The 15133-nt window shown below is 66.6% G+C and carries 16 protein-coding genes; 7 read left to right on the top strand and 9 right to left on the bottom strand.

Annotated features, from left to right (window positions below):
• Positions 1-14: 14 nt before the first annotated feature.
• Complete coding sequence (ychF, locus tag Q0Q36_RS10030; RefSeq protein ID WP_293797819.1) at positions 15-1112, bottom strand: redox-regulated ATPase YchF; 1098 nt, start codon at positions 1110-1112, stop codon at positions 15-17.
• A gap of 209 nt (positions 1113-1321) precedes the next feature.
• Here ychF and Q0Q36_RS10025 point away from each other — a divergent pair, with 209 nt between their 5' ends.
• Entirely contained in the window at positions 1322-1927 is a 606-nt protein-coding gene (locus tag Q0Q36_RS10025; protein ID WP_293797818.1) for a hypothetical protein, read from the top strand.
• 6 nt (positions 1928-1933) lie between these two features.
• On the opposite strand, the gene pth is transcribed toward Q0Q36_RS10025, so the two are convergent.
• The 8 genes from pth to Q0Q36_RS09985 all read right to left on the bottom strand — a co-directional run bounded on the left by pth (position 1934) and on the right by Q0Q36_RS09985 (position 9569).
• Positions 1934-2548, bottom strand: a complete 615-nt coding sequence (gene pth / locus Q0Q36_RS10020) for an aminoacyl-tRNA hydrolase (protein WP_293797816.1) — start codon at positions 2546-2548, stop codon at positions 1934-1936.
• 105 nt (positions 2549-2653) lie between these two features.
• Positions 2654-3274, bottom strand: a complete 621-nt coding sequence (locus tag Q0Q36_RS10015; RefSeq protein ID WP_293797814.1) for a 50S ribosomal protein L25/general stress protein Ctc — start codon at positions 3272-3274, stop codon at positions 2654-2656.
• Between the two features lie 135 nt (positions 3275-3409).
• The gene (locus Q0Q36_RS10010; protein WP_293797813.1) at positions 3410-5263 is read right to left on the bottom strand and encodes an EAL domain-containing protein; all 1854 of its coding nucleotides are present in this window, start codon (positions 5261-5263) and stop codon (positions 3410-3412) included.
• 106 nt (positions 5264-5369) lie between these two features.
• Positions 5370-5933 carry a VUT family protein gene (locus tag Q0Q36_RS10005; protein ID WP_293797811.1) on the bottom strand — a complete coding sequence of 188 codons (564 nt, stop codon included), beginning with the start codon at positions 5931-5933 and terminating at the stop codon, positions 5370-5372.
• Positions 5930-6652 (bottom strand): 7-cyano-7-deazaguanine synthase QueC, encoded by a 723-nt coding sequence (gene queC, locus Q0Q36_RS10000; protein ID WP_293797810.1) that lies wholly within the window; start codon positions 6650-6652, stop codon positions 5930-5932. The genes Q0Q36_RS10005 and queC overlap by 4 nt, the downstream gene beginning before the upstream one ends.
• A gap of 11 nt (positions 6653-6663) precedes the next feature.
• Positions 6664-7608, bottom strand: a complete 945-nt coding sequence (locus Q0Q36_RS09995; RefSeq protein WP_265055783.1) for a ribose-phosphate pyrophosphokinase — start codon at positions 7606-7608, stop codon at positions 6664-6666.
• Between the two features lie 184 nt (positions 7609-7792).
• A complete protein-coding gene (locus tag Q0Q36_RS09990) occupies positions 7793-8356 on the bottom strand; it encodes a hypothetical protein (RefSeq protein ID WP_265055782.1) in 564 nt (187 codons plus the stop codon).
• A 61-nt stretch (positions 8357-8417) separates the two neighbouring features.
• The gene (locus tag Q0Q36_RS09985; RefSeq protein ID WP_293797808.1) at positions 8418-9569 is read right to left on the bottom strand and encodes a Xaa-Pro peptidase family protein; all 1152 of its coding nucleotides are present in this window, start codon (positions 9567-9569) and stop codon (positions 8418-8420) included.
• Between the two features lie 243 nt (positions 9570-9812).
• On the opposite strand from Q0Q36_RS09985, the gene Q0Q36_RS09980 reads away from it, so the two are divergent.
• From Q0Q36_RS09980 to Q0Q36_RS09955, 6 genes are all read left to right on the top strand, one after another.
• Entirely contained in the window at positions 9813-10067 is a 255-nt protein-coding gene (locus Q0Q36_RS09980; RefSeq protein ID WP_047577935.1) for an accessory factor UbiK family protein, read from the top strand.
• Positions 10068-10391: 324 nt separating this feature from the next.
• Positions 10392-10898, top strand: a complete 507-nt coding sequence (locus Q0Q36_RS09975) for a YbjN domain-containing protein (protein WP_265055780.1) — start codon at positions 10392-10394, stop codon at positions 10896-10898.
• Positions 10899-11010: 112 nt separating this feature from the next.
• Complete coding sequence (gene proC, locus Q0Q36_RS09970; protein ID WP_293797807.1) at positions 11011-11832, top strand: pyrroline-5-carboxylate reductase; 822 nt, start codon at positions 11011-11013, stop codon at positions 11830-11832.
• Between the two features lie 66 nt (positions 11833-11898).
• Positions 11899-12648: a TetR/AcrR family transcriptional regulator gene (locus tag Q0Q36_RS09965; protein WP_293797806.1), complete on the top strand. Its 750-nt coding sequence runs from the start codon at positions 11899-11901 to the stop codon at positions 12646-12648.
• A gap of 118 nt (positions 12649-12766) precedes the next feature.
• Positions 12767-14737 (top strand): methyl-accepting chemotaxis protein, encoded by a 1971-nt coding sequence (locus tag Q0Q36_RS09960; protein WP_293797804.1) that lies wholly within the window; start codon positions 12767-12769, stop codon positions 14735-14737.
• Positions 14734-15093 (top strand): tRNA-binding protein, encoded by a 360-nt coding sequence (locus tag Q0Q36_RS09955; protein ID WP_293797803.1) that lies wholly within the window; start codon positions 14734-14736, stop codon positions 15091-15093. The genes Q0Q36_RS09960 and Q0Q36_RS09955 overlap by 4 nt, the downstream gene beginning before the upstream one ends.
• Positions 15094-15133: the final 40 nt, after the last annotated feature.

The following is a 15133-nucleotide window of genomic DNA, read 5'->3' as shown; positions in this document are numbered from 1 at the left end:
CGCCGGCGGGCTCTTCAGTTCGCGAAGCGGAAATGCAGCACGTCGCCGTCCGCGACGACATACTCCTTGCCCTCGAGGCGGAACTTGCCGGCCTCGCGCGCACCGGCCTCGCCCTTATGGGTGACGTAATCGTCGAAGGCGATGGTCTCGGCGCGGATATAGCCCTTCTCGAAATCGGTATGGATCACGCCTGCGGCTTGCGGTCCCTTGGTGCCCTTTTCGATCGTCCAGGCGCGGGCTTCCTTCGGGCCGACCGTGAAATAGGTGACGAGATGGAGCAGGGCGTAGCCGGCGCGGATCACGCGGTTCAGGCCGGGTTCGTCGAGGCCGACGGCCTCCAGATACTCGGTCTGCTCCTCGGCCGGCAGGACGGCGATCTCGCTCTCGATCTTGGCGGAGACGACGACCGCGACCGCGCCTTCCTCGGCGGCGCGCTTCTTCACCAGCTCGGAGAAGCTGTTGCCCTTGTCGGCGCTGGCTTCCTCGACATTGCAGACATAGAGCACGGGCTTGGAGGAGAGCAGGCCGAGCAATTCGAACGGGCGGCGTTCCTCGGCCGAGAGCTGGACGAGGCGGGCGGGCTTGCCTTCGCGCAGCAGGGTGAGGCAGCGGTTCATCAGGTCGACCGCTTCCTTGGCCTCCTTGTCGCCGGACTTTGCCTTCTTCTCCAGCGGCAGCACGCGCTTCTCGAGGCTGTCGAGATCCGCGAGCATCAGCTCGGTCTCGATCGTCTCGATATCGTCGACCGGCGAGACCTTGCCCTCGACATGGGTGATGTCGCCATCCTCGAAGCAGCGTACGACATGGGCGATGGCGTCGCATTCGCGGATATTGGCGAGGAACTGGTTGCCTAGGCCTTCGCCGCGCGAGGCGCCGCGCACGAGGCCGGCGATGTCGACGAAGGTCAATCGCGTCGGGATGATCTCCTTGGAACCGGCGATGGCCGCGAGCTTCTCCAGCCGCTCGTCGGGCACGGCGACGTCACCGACATTCGGTTCGATCGTGCAGAACGGGTAGTTCGCGGCCTGGGCCGCGGCCGTCTGCGTCAGCGCATTGAAGAGGGTCGACTTGCCGACATTCGGCAGGCCGACGATACCGCATTTGAAACCCATGGGTCGCCTGTTCCGTTGCCCGTGGCGGATAGCTGCCGCCGGGCGTGAAGCTTTGAAAGTTGCGGCCTTATTGGGGGGCTTGCGCGATAAAGACAAGTACCGCGCGCCTTATGGCGGCCGTGTCCCTCACGCGAACGTGCATGGCGGTGCGGCGGATGCGGGTGCTGGATCGGGCCCGTCGCATTATCCGCGCCGTTCGGAGCCTCGTCATGAAGTGTTTTCGTCCTGCTCTCACTCTCTCGATCTTGGCCCTTGCTGGCGGCATCGCCCTGGCCCAGGCGCCGGGGACGCGGCTGCGCGGCACGGTCGAGCGCATGCAAGGGACGACGCTGGAGCTCAAGGCGGCGGACGGGCGGGACGTCAAGGTCGCGCTCGCGCCGGGTTTTTCGGTCGGCGGCATGGTGGCGGCGAAAGCCTCCGATATCGCCAAGGGCAGCTTCATCGGCGTCGGCGCCAAGCCGCAACCGGATGGAACGCTCCTGGCCGTGCAGGTCGTGATCTTCCCGGAGGCGATGCGCGGCACGGGCGAGGGGCATCGACCCTGGGGCGTGCTGCCGGATGCGACGATGACCAATGCGACGGTGGCTGAGACCGTCTCCAAGGTCGACGGCGCCAATCTGGTGCTGAGCTATCCCGGTGGCGAGCAGAAGGTCGTGATCACGCCGGAAGCGACGATCCTGATGGCGGCGCCGGCCGAGGCGAGCGAGCTGAAGCCCGGTGCCCAGGTCGCGATGACGGCGAGCCGGCAGGCCGACGGCAGCTACAGCACGAGCCGCGTCACGGTGGCGAAGGCGGGCGCCAAGCTGCCGCTCTAAGCGAAATCAGTCGTCGCTCTTCTCGCCGAGGCGCTTCACGGCGGCGTGGCCGCGCGCGTCCATGAAGAGATGGACCTTGTTCTGGAAGCCGGTGTCGTCATGGGCCGCGAGCGGGGCGGCATGATCGGCGCAGGCGGTGCAGAGATCCTCGACCCAGGGCTGCTCCGACTTGCCGAAATCGTTGAGCACATAGGCATGGACCAGCGCCTTGTCGCCGGGATGGCCGATGCCCATCCGGACGCGGCGGTAGTCGTTGCCGATCGCCGCAGTGGTCGAGCGCAGGCCGTTATGGCCGGCATTGCCGCCGCCGAGCTTCACGCGCAGCTTTGCGGGGGCGAGGTCGAGCTCGTCATGGAAGACGACGACATCGGCCGGCGCGATCTTGAAGAAGCGCGCGGCTTCGCCGATCGAACGGCCCGACTCATTCATATAGGTTTGCGGCTTGAGCAGGATGACCTTCTCGCCGCCGATCGTCGCCTCGCAGGCCTCGGCCTGGAAGCGGGCGCGCCAGGGCGAAGCACGGTGCAGACGCGCGATCTCGTCCACGGCCATGAAGCCGATATTGTGCCGGTTGCGGGCATAGCGCGCGCCGGGATTGCCGAGGCCGGCGAAGATCAGCATGGCGGGACTCCGGCAAGCTTATCGATACATAGCAAAACGGCCGGGGCTTGCCCGGCCGTCTCGTGATCGTTCCGAATGGAAGCGGCGCCGGTTGGCGCCGTTTCATCAGGCCTTGGCTTCCGGAGCAGCCTCGGCAGCCGCGTCAGCGGCCGGCTCGGCCTCGACGGTCGGCGGGGTGATCGAGACGATCGTGGCGTCAGCGCCAACGGAGAGCTTGGCGCCCGCCGGGAGCTTGATCGCGTCGGCATGGATGGAGTCGCCGACGTTCAGGCCGGCGACCGAGACGTCGATGGATTCCGGAATGGCGTCGGGCTCGACGGTGACTTCGAGGCTGTGCTCGACGATCTGGACCAGGCCGCCGCTCTTGACGCCGGGGCTCTGCTCCTGGCCGACGACGTGAACCGGGACCTGGACCGTGACGGTCTGGCCCTTGGCGACGCGCAGGAAGTCGACATGGATCGGGAAATCCTTGACCGGGTCGAGCTGGTAATCGCGCGGAATGACGCGCTGCTTCTTACCGGCGACGCTGATCTCGAAGATCGTGGTCAGGAAGTGGCCGCCGAAAATCAGCTGGCGGGTCTTGTTGGCGTCGAGCGCGATGGCTTCGGGAGCGGCGCCCCCACCATAGATCACGGCAGGCGTCTGGCCCTGGCGGCGAACAGCACGGGCGGCCCCCTTGCCGACCTGTGCGCGCGCCGAAGCCTCGATTTGCTTCACGGCGGTCATGTTGGATGTCCTTGACTTGTAAAATGACAAGGCCGCCTCGTGGCGGCCATCGGATGGTGCGTTCAGAGCCTCCAAGGGTGTCAGCCGAACGCAGGAGTGCTCATAGGCGAAAATCGCCGCGATCTCAAGTCCGGGTCAAGCCGCGTCCGCGACGAGGCCGGGAGCGAGGGCTGGCGCCTGCGCGGGCCGGGCGAAACGCAGCAGCCATTCGCGGATGACCGAGGCGGGAACCGCCGGGGAATACAGATAGCCCTGTCCGAGCAGGCAGCCCATTTCAGCGAGGCGCTCGGCCTGCGCCTGCGTTTCGATACCTTCCGCGACGATCTTCATGCCGAGGCGGTGGGTCATCGTCAGCAAGGCCTCGATGATGATCTCGCTGCGGGTGCCGCTGTCGATCGAACCGACGAAGGAACGGTCGATCTTGATGATGTCGATCGGGAAGTCGAGCAGATGGGTCAGCGAGGCGAAGCCGGTGCCGAAATCGTCGAGTGCGACCGGCGAGCCGCAGGCGCGCAGCGCCTCCATGGTACGCGCGACGCCGTCCTTGCGACCGCCCATGAAGACCTGCTCGGTGACCTCGACCACGAGATGCCGCATCGGCACTGCGGCCTTTTCCAGGATGCGGGCGGCGCGCTGCACCAGATCGCCCTTCTGGAAATCGGCCGAGGTGACGTTGACCGCGACATGCTGGAAATTCAGGCCGCTGGCCCGCCATTCGGCCATGTCGGCGGCGACGGCCGTCAGCATCTGCGTGGTGGTGCGATGGGCGATCTTCGGATCGCGGAGCGCATCCTGGAATTCGCCGGCGGTGACGATGCGGCCATCGTCGCGGCGCATCCGGGCCAGGGCCTCGAGGCCGACGACCTCGGCGGTGTCGAGGCGGATGACCGGCTGGTAATAGGGGATGATGCGCTCATCGCCGAGCGCGCCATTGACGTCCTGGCGAACATGGAGGCGCTGCATCATCGCGCTGCGCAGCTGACGGCGAAAGCGGACATAGCGTCCGCGCCGGGTTTCCTTGGCATGGTAGAGTGCGAGATCGGCGTTCTGCCGCAGCGTGACGCTGTCCAACCCGTCCGCTCCGGCGAGCGCGCCGCCGATCGTGATGCCGGGTTGGAGCGTGTGCCCGTCGTGCTCCAGAGGAGGCGCCATCGCCGCCAGGGCCGCGGTGGCGAGGGCGCGCATGCGGACCGGGCCCTCGCAATCCGAGATGAGGACCGCGAACTCGTCGCCACCGATCCGGCAGGTCAGGCAGCCGGTCAGCGCGGCGTCGAGACGCGCACCGACCTGGGCGATCAAGGTGTCTCCGGCTGCGTGGCCGAGCGTGTCGTTGACCAGCTTGAGATGGTCGATATCGATGAGCATCAGCCCGTAGCTGCGGCCGGCCGCGCTCATTTCGGCGATGGCGCCGTTGAACTGGCTGCGGTTCGGCAGGCCGGTCAGCGTATCGAAATAGGCGAGCCGGTGATTGCGGGTGCGGACCTCGTCATGCTCGATGGCGATGGCGCAGAGATGGACACAGGTTGCGACGATCTGACGTTCGAGCTCGCGGGCGCGGCGTGGCTTGGTGAAATAGAAGGCGAAGGCGCCGACGACGCGCCCGTCGCGCGCCTTGATCGGCGTAGACCAGCAGGCGCGCAGGCCGAGCGGCAACGCGAGGCTGATATAGGGCGCCCAAAGCGGATCGGTGGCGATATCGACGACTTCCACGGGTTCGCCGCGGTGGACTGCGGTTCCGCAGGAACCGACTTGGGGGCCGGCAGGCAAGCCCTTGATGCAGCTTACGTAATGGGCAGGCAGGCTGGGCGAGGCGAGGGGCTGGAGGCGTTGCTGGTCGTCGACCGTCACGACCGAGCAGATGACACCGGGCGATATCGCCTCGGCACGATGGCACAAGCGCTCCATGCACGCGGCCAGAGGCTCGCCCCGCGCGATATCTTCAAGAATATCGTTTTGCAGGGCTTGCAGGCGGCCCGAGGGTCTGGTCACGGCATTTCCGACCGGGTTCGTCGAAGACCCGGCTTCCTAGCGCAAATGCCTTAAGGTCAGGTTGAGACGTGGCCTTAAAATTTACGCGGGGTTGCAACGCCCGGTTTCAGGCCGCGACCAGCCCCAGCCGCTCGTCGCGGCGCCGCAGCAGATGCATCAGCGGTAGCGCGAGCAGCACCATCCAGGCCTTGCCGATGATCTGGCCGGCGAGGAAATCGAGGCTGCCGAAGGCGAGATGCAGGAAGACGAGGCTGTCGACGACAAGGCCGATGACGCTGGAGGCGAAGACCGCCGTGACGAAGCGCCGGCGCTGAAGCGGGGTATAGACCGCGAAATCCGCCAGTTCGGAGAGCAGGAAGGCAGCGACCGAGGCGAGCACGATCGCCGGCGGAGCAAGCATCGCCGAGATCAACGTGCCGACCGCGATGGCGCCGAGGCCAGCGAGCGGACCGAGGCGGCGCTGGACGATGTCGCGCAGCACCAGGGCAAGCCCGACCATCAGCACGCCGCTCGGCGCCATGACGCCGGGCCAGACCGGGACGAGGCACGGTCCATTCGGCACACAAACGGTGCCGGCATTGCCGATCATCCAGTTGGCGGCGGGAATGGTCAGGCCGAACAGGACGAGGGCGATCGCGCCTTCCGTCAGGCGCTGGCGGTCACGGGTCATGGAATAAGTCCAGTGTCGTCGGGGGCTGCGAGATAGGCCGCGAAGCCTTTTGCTCGCAAATCGCATGCCGGGCAATGGCCGCAGCCATAGCCCCACTCATGCCGGGTCGTCCTGTCGCCGAGATAGCAGCTATGGCTCTCCTCGATGACGAGGTCGAGCAGGGCCTGGCCTCCGATCTCGCGTGCCAGGGCGAAAGTCTGCGCCTTGTCGCGCCACATCAGCGGCGTGTGCAGCACGAGCCTGCGGTCGAGGCCGAGATTGAGTGCGACCTGCATCGCCTTGATCGTGTCGTCGCGGCAGTCGGGATAACCGGAATAATCGGTCTCGCAGACGCCGAGCACGATGTGCTTGAGGTCGCGGCGATAGGCGAGCGCGGCGGCGAAGGTCAGGAAGATCAGGTTGCGGCCGGGCACGAAGGTGGTGGGCAGACCTGTCTCGGCAAAGGCGATCTCGGTCTCGCGGGTCAGGGCCGTCTCGGAGATCGCGCCCAGTGCCTTGAGGTCGACGACATGGTCGGGGCCGAGCCGCTCGGCATAATGGGACGAGAGCGCCGGCAATTTTGCGCGGATCGCCCCGCGGCATTCCATCTCGATGCGATGGCGCTGGCCGTAGTCGAAGCCGATCGTCTCGACCGCGTCGAAGCGGTCGAGCGCCCAGGCCAGGGTCGTGGTGGAGTCCTGGCCGCCGGAGAACAGGACGAGGGCGCGGGAATTGCCCACGTCGGAACCTCTCAGTCGAACAGGCTCGACACGCTGGTCTCGCTCGCGGTGCGCTCGATCGCCTCGCCCATCAGGCCGGCGATGGAGATGACGCGGATGTTGCGGGCGACCTTCACGGCCTCGGTCGGCATGATCGAGTCGGTGATAACCAGCTCCTTGAGCTTGGAACCCGCGATGCGGGCGACCGCGCCGCCGGAGAGCACGCCATGGGTGATATAGGCGAAGACCTCCTTGGCGCCCTGCTCGAGCAGGGCGTCGGCCGCGTTCACCAGCGTGCCGCCGGAATCGACGATGTCGTCGATCAGGATGCAGGAGCGCCCCTCGACCGAGCCGATGATGTTCATGACCTCGGACTCGCCCGGCCGATCACGGCGCTTGTCGACGATGGCGAGCGGCGCGTCGATGCGCTTGGCGAGCGCGCGCGCCCGGACCACGCCGCCGACGTCCGGCGAGACGACCATGGCGTTCTTCCATTCCAGCCGGTCCTTGATGTCGCGCGCCATCAGCGGGGCGCCGAACAGATTGTCGGTCGGGATGTCGAAGAAGCCCTGGATCTGGCCGGCATGGAGATCGAGCGTCAGCACGCGGTCGACGCCGGCATGGGTGATCAGGTTGGAAACGAGCTTGGCCGAGATCGGCGTGCGGCCCGAGGCGCGGCGGTCCTGACGGGCATAGCCGAAATAGGGGATCACCGCCGTGATGCGCTTGGCCGAGGACCGGCGCAGCGCATCGGTGATGATCAGCAGTTCCATCAGATGGTCGTTGGTCGGGAACGAGGTCGACTGGATGACGAAGACATCCTGGCCGCGCACGTTCTCCTGGATCTCGACGAAGACTTCCATGTCGGCGAAGCGCCGGACGGAGGCCTTGGCGAGCGGGATGCTGAGATGGTTGCAGATCGCCTCGGCCAGCGGACGATTGGAGTTGCCGGCGACGACTTTAAAATGGGAGGCCATGCCGTAGCGCACCGTTGCAGTAAGGCTGAGCAGGGAGGGCCGGCATTGCCGGCTCAATTCGAACGGCTCTTAACAGCGTGGTCGGACGGAGTCGACCGCTGCAGTGCAATATCGACGAGCAAAAAGCGCGGGGCGTCGCGCCGTGACCCGGAAACCACTGCCGCAGCGTCGCTGCGGCGCGATATCAGCTCTTCTTCTTCTCGTCCGTGGCGGCGACGCGCGTGCCGGGCTTGGCAGGCTTTGCGGGCTTCTCGTCTACGGTGAGCGTCTCGACGCCCGGCGCGGTGACGAGGAAGCCGGCGATCGCATCCATCGAGTCGGAAGCGGCCTTGGCGACGATCGTCTGGTCGATGCCGGCCCAGGGATCGGAACCGCCGCTGCGCTTGCCGATGCTCTCGCCCTGAACGCGCTGGGCGCGCTGCTTGGTCGAATCGTAGACGTCCCAGACGAAGGCGAGCGCGGTCTGGCCGTCCTCTGTCGGCTGGGCCGTGAGGTAGCCCTTGACGCGGAAGCGCGCCGGCTTGTTGCCGGGGACGATTTCCATCTTGCGCTCGGCCGCAGCCTCGCCGAGCAGGCCGGCGAAGCTGGTGGTGACGTTTTCCGGCGCGCCGGAGATGCTCTGCACCGAGACCGGGACGCCGGGCGCATCGACGCGCGGACGGGCCGCGGTCTGGGTGGTTTCCTGGCAACCGGCGACAGCCAGCGCCAAAACCGGCCCCAGAACGAGGCCGCTAAAACGGTTGATCATGACGCCTCCCGCCCTTTGGGCTGTGGACTGCTTCGAGATTCCCTGCGCCGCTGTTCTAGGCTCAACGGATGACGAGGTCCAGATCGGGCAGATTGAGCGCTTCCGCGCCTCTCTCGCCGACGAGATAGGTCCGGCCCAGGCACATCGCGGTTTCGCTGGCGGAATCCATCAAAATCATATGGGCGAACATCACCATGCCCGGCACGATCGGCCAGTCATTGGCCTCATAGAACATCGGCCAATCCATCCAGGACGGGGTGAACTTGGCCCCCAATGAATAGCCGCAGGCATTGAGTCGGTGCTGCGCCAGGCCATGTTCATCGAAGACGCGGGCATGGGCGGCGAAGACGTCTCCGGCGGTGCGGCCGGGCGTCAATTCGGCCTCGCAGGCGAGCAGCGCGTCGCGGGCGGCGGCGTGATACGGGCGGTGGAGCGGGCGCGGCTCGCCGACGACGACGGTGCGCATCGCGGCGACATGATAGTGCCGGTCGGTGCCAGCGAATTCGAGCGTGATCTGGTCGTCGGCATCAAGCTTGCGGCGGCCGGATTTGTAGCGGCAGAGCAGGGCGTCGCGACCCGAGCCGATGATGAACTCGTTGGCGGGATAGTCGCCGCCGCCCGCGAAGATCGCCTTGTGCTGGGCCGCGAGAATCTCGCCCTCGTCGGCACCGACCCGAATCGCGGCGAGCGCGGCGCGGTCGGCGGCATCCGCCAGCACGGCGGCACGCCGAACATAAGTAATCTCCTCCGCCGATTTCACGGCGCGCAGGCGGGTGACGATCAGCGAGGCGTCGGCGAGCTCGGCCTGTCCAGCGAAACGGGCTTCGAGCTTGCGATAGTTCGAGGCGACGAGGCCGTAGGATTCGAATTCCACGCCGATGCGCTTGCCGGCAAGGCCAAGATCACGGGTCAGCGCGAGCAGATCGGCCGTCGGATCGGCTTCGCGTCCGTCCTTCCAGATGCGGATATCGCCGAGATTCGAGGTCTGCTGCGCCTGCCGGAGATCGGCGGAGCGCGTCAGCAGCGCCATGGTGCCGTCGGCTTTGACAACGAGGCACTGGAAGAAGCAGAAGCCAAAGGTGTCGTAGCCGGTCAGCCAGAACATCGATTCCTGCTGGAACAGGAAGAGCGCGTCGAGCCGGTCTTTCTGCATCGCGGCCAGCAGGGCTTCGCAGCGGCGGGCGAATTCGGCGGGCGTGAAATGCAGGGCCATGTGCGTCTCCTCCGGGCGGTGGAGCATGTGAGCGCGCCGGAGCTCCATGGGCAAGCCCGACATCCGGTCGCAATTGCGGCCCCCGCGCAGGCTGCCTATAGGCTGTCGTGAAAGAGTTTCGCGCCTCTGGAGCATCGGACTGAATATCGTATTCAGTCCGATGCTCCAGATCTTTGAATTTGCATCGGCTTTTCCCGAAAACCGCGTCACACTTTTCGGGCCGATGCTCTAAGGGAGAGAGCCATGGTGAACCCCGGCAACCGCATCCTCGACGATATTGCCCGCCTTGCCACGGATGCCGCCGGTGCGGCGCAGGGCGTGCGGCGCGAGGTCGAGACGGTGGTGAAGACCCAGATCGAGCGGCTGCTGCGCGATCTCGACGTCGTCACCCGCGAGGAATTCGAGGCTGTGCGCGAGATGGCGCTGATCGCCCGCGAGGAGAACGACAAGCTTGCCGCGCGGCTGAAAGCGCTGGAGGAGAAGCTCGGCAAGGCCTGAGACTCCTCCGGGGTTGCTTTAAAAGCTCGCCCCGGTTGCTCTTAGGTCATGTCCACAGCCATGTGCTGTGGACAGCCCTTCGGGGGGATTGAGCCCGCCGGCCGAATCCGCGGAGCTTGGCGCCGTGTTGGGAGCGTCACAGCGCCTGCGCTATCGTCGGTGGAAAGAATTGATTCGTCGGGCGGATTCGTCCTGCCGCGCCGGATGGGAGCATCTCCTTCGAGAGGCTCCGGAGGTGTGTTGCGTTCCTTCGGCTTTCCAGTCGCCGTGTTCCTCTTCTCGAACGCGCCGGAGCCTTTCGCTCCGGAAGGTGGACCTTAGGGCATGATAGACCTCGATATGGATGCCGAGCTGGATCGGCCTTCCAACCCGCTCGACCTGTTCGAACGCCTCGCCGCTTTCAACGACTGGTCCTTCGATCGCGACAGCGAGGATGAGTTGTCGGTCTCCGTCACCGGCGGCTGGTCGGAATACCATGTCGCGATCACCTGGCTGGCCGAGGTAGAGGCGCTGCATATCGCCTGCGCCTTCGACCTCAAGGTGCCGGAGCGGCGGCGCAGCGAGGTGCTGCAGCTCGTCAGCCTCGTCAACGAGCAGCTCTGGCTCGGCCATTTCGATCTCTGGAGCAGCGAAAGCGTGGTGATGTACCGCCATGGCCTGCTGCTCTCCGGTGGGGCCGAACCGACCGAGGAACAGGCGGCGGCGCTGGTGAAGGCCGCTGTCGAGGCCTGCGAGCGCTACTATCAGGCCTTCCAGTTCGTCGTCTGGGCCGGCAAGACCGCCAAGGAAGGCATGGAGGGCGCGATCCTGGAGACGGTCGGCGAAGCCTGAGCCGTCGATTCCATAAAAGGCAGACTTGACCGGGCGGCTATGGGACGGGAAGGCTCCCGGTCGTGAGCGTTCGGGCAGGGGCCCGCGAAACGCCTAGCCTTGAGAGGCCGTCATGTCGAATTCCCTTCCGCAATCGCTCGTGCTCATCGGCGCCGGCAAGATGGGCGGCGCGATGCTGGAGGGCTGGCTGCGCATCGGCATCGATCCCAAGGGAATCAGCCTGATCGATCCCAAGCCGTCGGACGAGATGGTCGCGCTCGCTCAGGAGAAGGGCATGCGGCTCAATCCCTCCGCCAAGGAGATACCCGCCGCCGAGGTCGTCGTGCTCGCGACCAAGCCGCAGATGCTCGATACGGCGGCGCCTGCCGTGCAGGCCTTCATCCATCCGAAGACGCTGCTGATCTCGATCCTAGCCGGTAAGACGCTGGGCGATCTTGCGGCGCGCCTGCCCAACGCCAATGCGATCATCCGCGCCATGCCGAACTTGCCGGCCGCCGTGCAGCGCGGCGCCACTGCGGCCGCACCCGGCAAGGGCGTCAGCGCGGTGCAGCGCGCCACCGCCGACGCCCTGCTCGGCAGCATCGGCAAGGTCGAATGGCTCGACGACGAAGGGCTGATCGATGCGGTCACTGCGGTGTCGGGCTCGGGGCCGGCCTATGTCTTCCATCTCGTCGAATGCCTGGCGGCAGCCGGCAGGGATGCCGGCCTGCCCGCCGATGTCGCGGAACGGCTAGCGCGGGCGACCGTGGAAGGCGCTGGCGAATTGCTGTTCCAGTCGCCGCTGCCACCCGGCACGCTGCGCCAGAACGTGACCTCGCCGGGCGGTACCACCGCCGCGGCGCTCGAGGTGCTGATGGCCGAGGACGGCATGAAGCCATTGATGCGCAAGGCGGTCGCTGCAGCGAAACGTCGCGCCGGCGAGCTTTCCGGCTGAATAGCCTTCCGTCCGCCACGATAGCGGCCTAACCTCCTCTCGACGCGAAGCGAGAGGAGCTGCCCCATGGCCCGCAAACCCGTTTCCACCCCGCCCGAGGCGCCGTCCGCGCCCGCGGCCAAGCCGGTCGATCCGCGCCGTCGCGCGGTCGATGCGCTGATGAAGCTCGCTGCAGAGCGGCCCTGGGACCAGATCGAGCTGCCGGATATCGCGACCGAGGCCGGTTTGACGCTCTCGCAGTTGCGCGGTTTGTTCCCGTCCAAGCTCGCCATGCTCGGCGGCGTGACCCGCATCGTCGACGATGCGGTCCTCGCGGGCTCCTCGGACGATCTCGCCGGCGAGCCCATCAAGGAGCGGCTGTTCGACCTCGTCATGCGCCGGCTCGATGCGATGGCGCCCTACAAGGCGGGCCTGCGCAAGATCGCGCCGGTCATCCGCCGCGACCCGCTGGCGCTGGCGGCGCTCAATCGCGGGGCCGTCAATTCCTGGCGCTACATGCTGGCCTCGGCCGGGATTCCGACAGAGGACGCGCTCGGCCACCTGCGCGTGCAGGGCGCGGTGCTGCTGATGGCGCGCGTCTCCGAGGCTTGGCTCGACGATGACGAGCCGGAGCTGTCGAAGACCATGGCGCGGCTCGATCGCGAATTGAAGACGGCGGGACGCATCATGGCCCGTGTCGAGGATGTCCACCGGCTGACGGCACCGTTCCGCGGATTGGCGCGGGCGATCTGTTCGGGGCGGCCGTTGAAGGCGCGCCGACGCGAACGCGCCTCCGAGCGTGGCGAGGACAATGAGGATTACGCCCCGGCGATCTGAGTGCCCGCGCGTCGGCGCGGACCCTGCGACAAAATGCGGCGAAACTGCGCCAATGTTAAGCGCGCCTTAGCCAATTCTGCGCGAATGAGGGGAATCTCCCATCGCGCAGGATACGCGAATGTCGTTCACCAGGAAGCTTGCGACCCTCTCGATCAGCCGTTCCTTCGGCCTGATTGCCGCCTTGGCCGTACTGATCGCCGTCGGCAGCGTTGGCTACACGCTGAACGCCGCCCGCAACGAAATGATCGGGCTCAAGCGGGCCGAGATGAAGAACGCCGTCGAGGCGGCAGCGACGACGGTGAAAGGCTATGTGGCGCGCGTCCAAGCCGGTGAGCTCAAGGAAGAAGACGCCAAGAAGCTGGCGATGGACGCTCTTGGCAGCGCCCGCTTCGACAGCGGAAACTATTACTTCCTGATCAATTACGACGGCATCAGCGTCCTGCACGCGAACAAGAAGATCCAGTCGACCGACATGCGTCCGCTCAAGGATGCGGACGGCAAGTTCTTCGTCCAGGACATGATCGCGCTGGCCAAGGCGAAGACCGAAGGCTTCATCGACTATGGCTGGCTCAAGGCCGGCGACAAGGATCCCTCGCTCAAGATTTCGTACGTCATCGGCATTCCGCAATGGCAGTGGGTGGTCGGCTCGGGCCTGCATGTCCAGGACGTCGACGCGGCCTTCATGGGCATGGTCGGTGGCGTCGCCAAGGTGCTGGTGCCGCTCGGCCTCATCATGCTGGGCCTCGTGATCGTGCTCAGTCGCCGCGCGTCCGGCATGTTGCACTCCGTGCGCGGTTCGATGGAAGGTTTGGCCGCCGGCCAGCTCGACACCCCGATCGCCCATCAGGAGCGCTCCGACGAGATCGGCGCCATGGCGCGCACGCTCGTCGTCTTCCGTGATGCCGCCCTCGCCAAGGAGGCGATGGAGACCGACAAGATTCGCATGGAGGAGGAGGCCGCCGGCCATCGCCACGCTGCCGACGGCGAACGCCGCCGCAACGAGGCCGACCGGGCCGAACATGCCCGCGTGCAGGCCGATGTGGTCCAGGCGCTCGGCCTGGGTCTGGAGCGCCTCTCGGACGGCGACCTGACCTATCGGATCGAGGACAGCTTCACGGCCGAGTACGTCAAGCTGAAGGACGACTTCAACGGCGCCATCGCGAAGCTCGAAGACGCGATGCGCCAGATCGCGACCAATACCGAGAGCATGAAGGCCGGTTCCACCGAGATCAGCCAGGCCGCCGACGATCTCGCCAGCCGTACCGAGCAGCAGGCTTCCTCGGTCGAGGAGACCGCGACGGCGCTCGACGAGCTGACTGCGACGGTGCGCCAGACCGCCGAGAGCGCGCGCCTCGCCAATCAGGCGACCGATCAGGTCAAGACCGATGCCGAGCAGTCGACCAGCATCGTCCGCGATGCGGTGACGGCGATGGGCGGCATCGAGAAGTCCGCCCAGGAAATCTCGCAGATCGTCGGCGTCATCGACGAGATCGCCTTCCAGACCAACCTGCTCGCGCTCAACGCCTCGGTCGAGGCGGCCCGCGCCGGCGATGCCGGCAAGGGCTTCGCGGTCGTCGCCTCCGAGGTGCGGGCGCTGGCGCAGCGCTCTGCAGCCGCTGCCAAGGAGATCAAGACGCTGATCGACGCTTCGACCATCGAGGTCGCGAAGGGCGTCACGCTCGTCGGCCAGACCGGTGGCGCATTGCAGCGTATGGCCTCCGAGATCACGCGCGTCACCTCGCTGGTCGCCGAGATCGCCGGAGCGGCGCAGGAGCAGGCCTCGGGCCTTCAGGAGGTCAATTCCGCCGTCGGCGAAATGGACCAGGCGACCCAGCAGAACGCCGCGATGGCCGAACAGTCGACCGCCGCCGCGCACTCCCTGTCGCAGGAAGCGGACCGGCTCTCCGCGCTGGTCGCGCGGTTCCAGCTCGGCGGCGACGTCGCAAAGCTCAAGGCGATCTCGCAGACCATGCGGGCGGCCGTCGCTGCGCCGCCACGTCCGGCGGCTCCGCGCGCCAAGGCCTATAACGGTGCCGTTGCCGCGGGGCCCAAGGCTGATGCGCGTGATGACGGGTGGGCCGAGTTTTGAGCGAGCCCGCCGCTCCGGCCGCGCAGATCGGCTTCGACGACTTTCTGAAGGTCGATATCCGTGTCGGCACGATCGTCGAGGCCGAGCCCTATCCGGAGGCGCGCAAGCCCTCGATCAAGCTCGTCATCGATTTCGGCGGCTCGATCGGCCGCAAGAAATCCTCGGCGCAGATCACCAAGCACTATCGGCCGGAGGATCTCCCCGGCCGGCAGGTACTTGCGGTGGTGAATTTCCCGCCGCGGCAGATCGGCAGGTTCATGTCGGAGGTGCTGACGCTCGGCATTCCCGATGCCGAGGGCGAAGTCGTCCTGATCGGGCCGGGACAGTCCGTGCCTGACGGCGGGCGGCTCTTCTAGAGCGACTCCGGACGCAAAACCGCTTCGCATTTTTGCTGGA

It is taken from the genome of uncultured Allobosea sp., assembly GCF_945957345.1.
Taxonomy (GTDB): Bacteria; Pseudomonadota; Alphaproteobacteria; order Rhizobiales; family Beijerinckiaceae; genus Allobosea.
Note: the sequence above shows the minus strand (reverse complement) of the source record. Positions and strands in the feature narration are given on the sequence as shown.

Bases quoted from the DNA above. Each gene is read 5' to 3' on its own strand.
- proC (WP_293797807.1), top strand. From the start codon at position 11,011: ATGTCGAATTCCCTTCCGCAATCGCTCGTGCTCATCGGCGCCGGCAAG.
- Q0Q36_RS09975 (WP_265055780.1), top strand. From the start codon at position 10,392: ATGATAGACCTCGATATGGATGCCGAGCTGGATCGGCCTTCCAACCCG.
- Q0Q36_RS10025 (WP_293797818.1), top strand. From the start codon at position 1,322: ATGAAGTGTTTTCGTCCTGCTCTCACTCTCTCGATCTTGGCCCTTGCT.
- Q0Q36_RS10005 (WP_293797811.1), bottom strand. From the start codon at position 5,933: ATGACCCGTGACCGCCAGCGCCTGACGGAAGGCGCGATCGCCCTCGTC.
- pth (WP_293797816.1), bottom strand. From the start codon at position 2,548: ATGCTGATCTTCGCCGGCCTCGGCAATCCCGGCGCGCGCTATGCCCGC.
- Q0Q36_RS09995 (WP_265055783.1), bottom strand. From the start codon at position 7,608: ATGGCCTCCCATTTTAAAGTCGTCGCCGGCAACTCCAATCGTCCGCTG.
- Q0Q36_RS09980 (WP_047577935.1), top strand. From the start codon at position 9,813: ATGGTGAACCCCGGCAACCGCATCCTCGACGATATTGCCCGCCTTGCC.
- Q0Q36_RS09990 (WP_265055782.1), bottom strand. From the start codon at position 8,356: ATGATCAACCGTTTTAGCGGCCTCGTTCTGGGGCCGGTTTTGGCGCTG.
- ychF (WP_293797819.1), bottom strand. From the start codon at position 1,112: ATGGGTTTCAAATGCGGTATCGTCGGCCTGCCGAATGTCGGCAAGTCG.
- Q0Q36_RS09985 (WP_293797808.1), bottom strand. From the start codon at position 9,569: ATGGCCCTGCATTTCACGCCCGCCGAATTCGCCCGCCGCTGCGAAGCC.
- Q0Q36_RS10015 (WP_293797814.1), bottom strand. From the start codon at position 3,274: ATGACCGCCGTGAAGCAAATCGAGGCTTCGGCGCGCGCACAGGTCGGC.
- Q0Q36_RS09960 (WP_293797804.1), top strand. From the start codon at position 12,767: ATGTCGTTCACCAGGAAGCTTGCGACCCTCTCGATCAGCCGTTCCTTC.
- Q0Q36_RS09965 (WP_293797806.1), top strand. From the start codon at position 11,899: ATGGCCCGCAAACCCGTTTCCACCCCGCCCGAGGCGCCGTCCGCGCCC.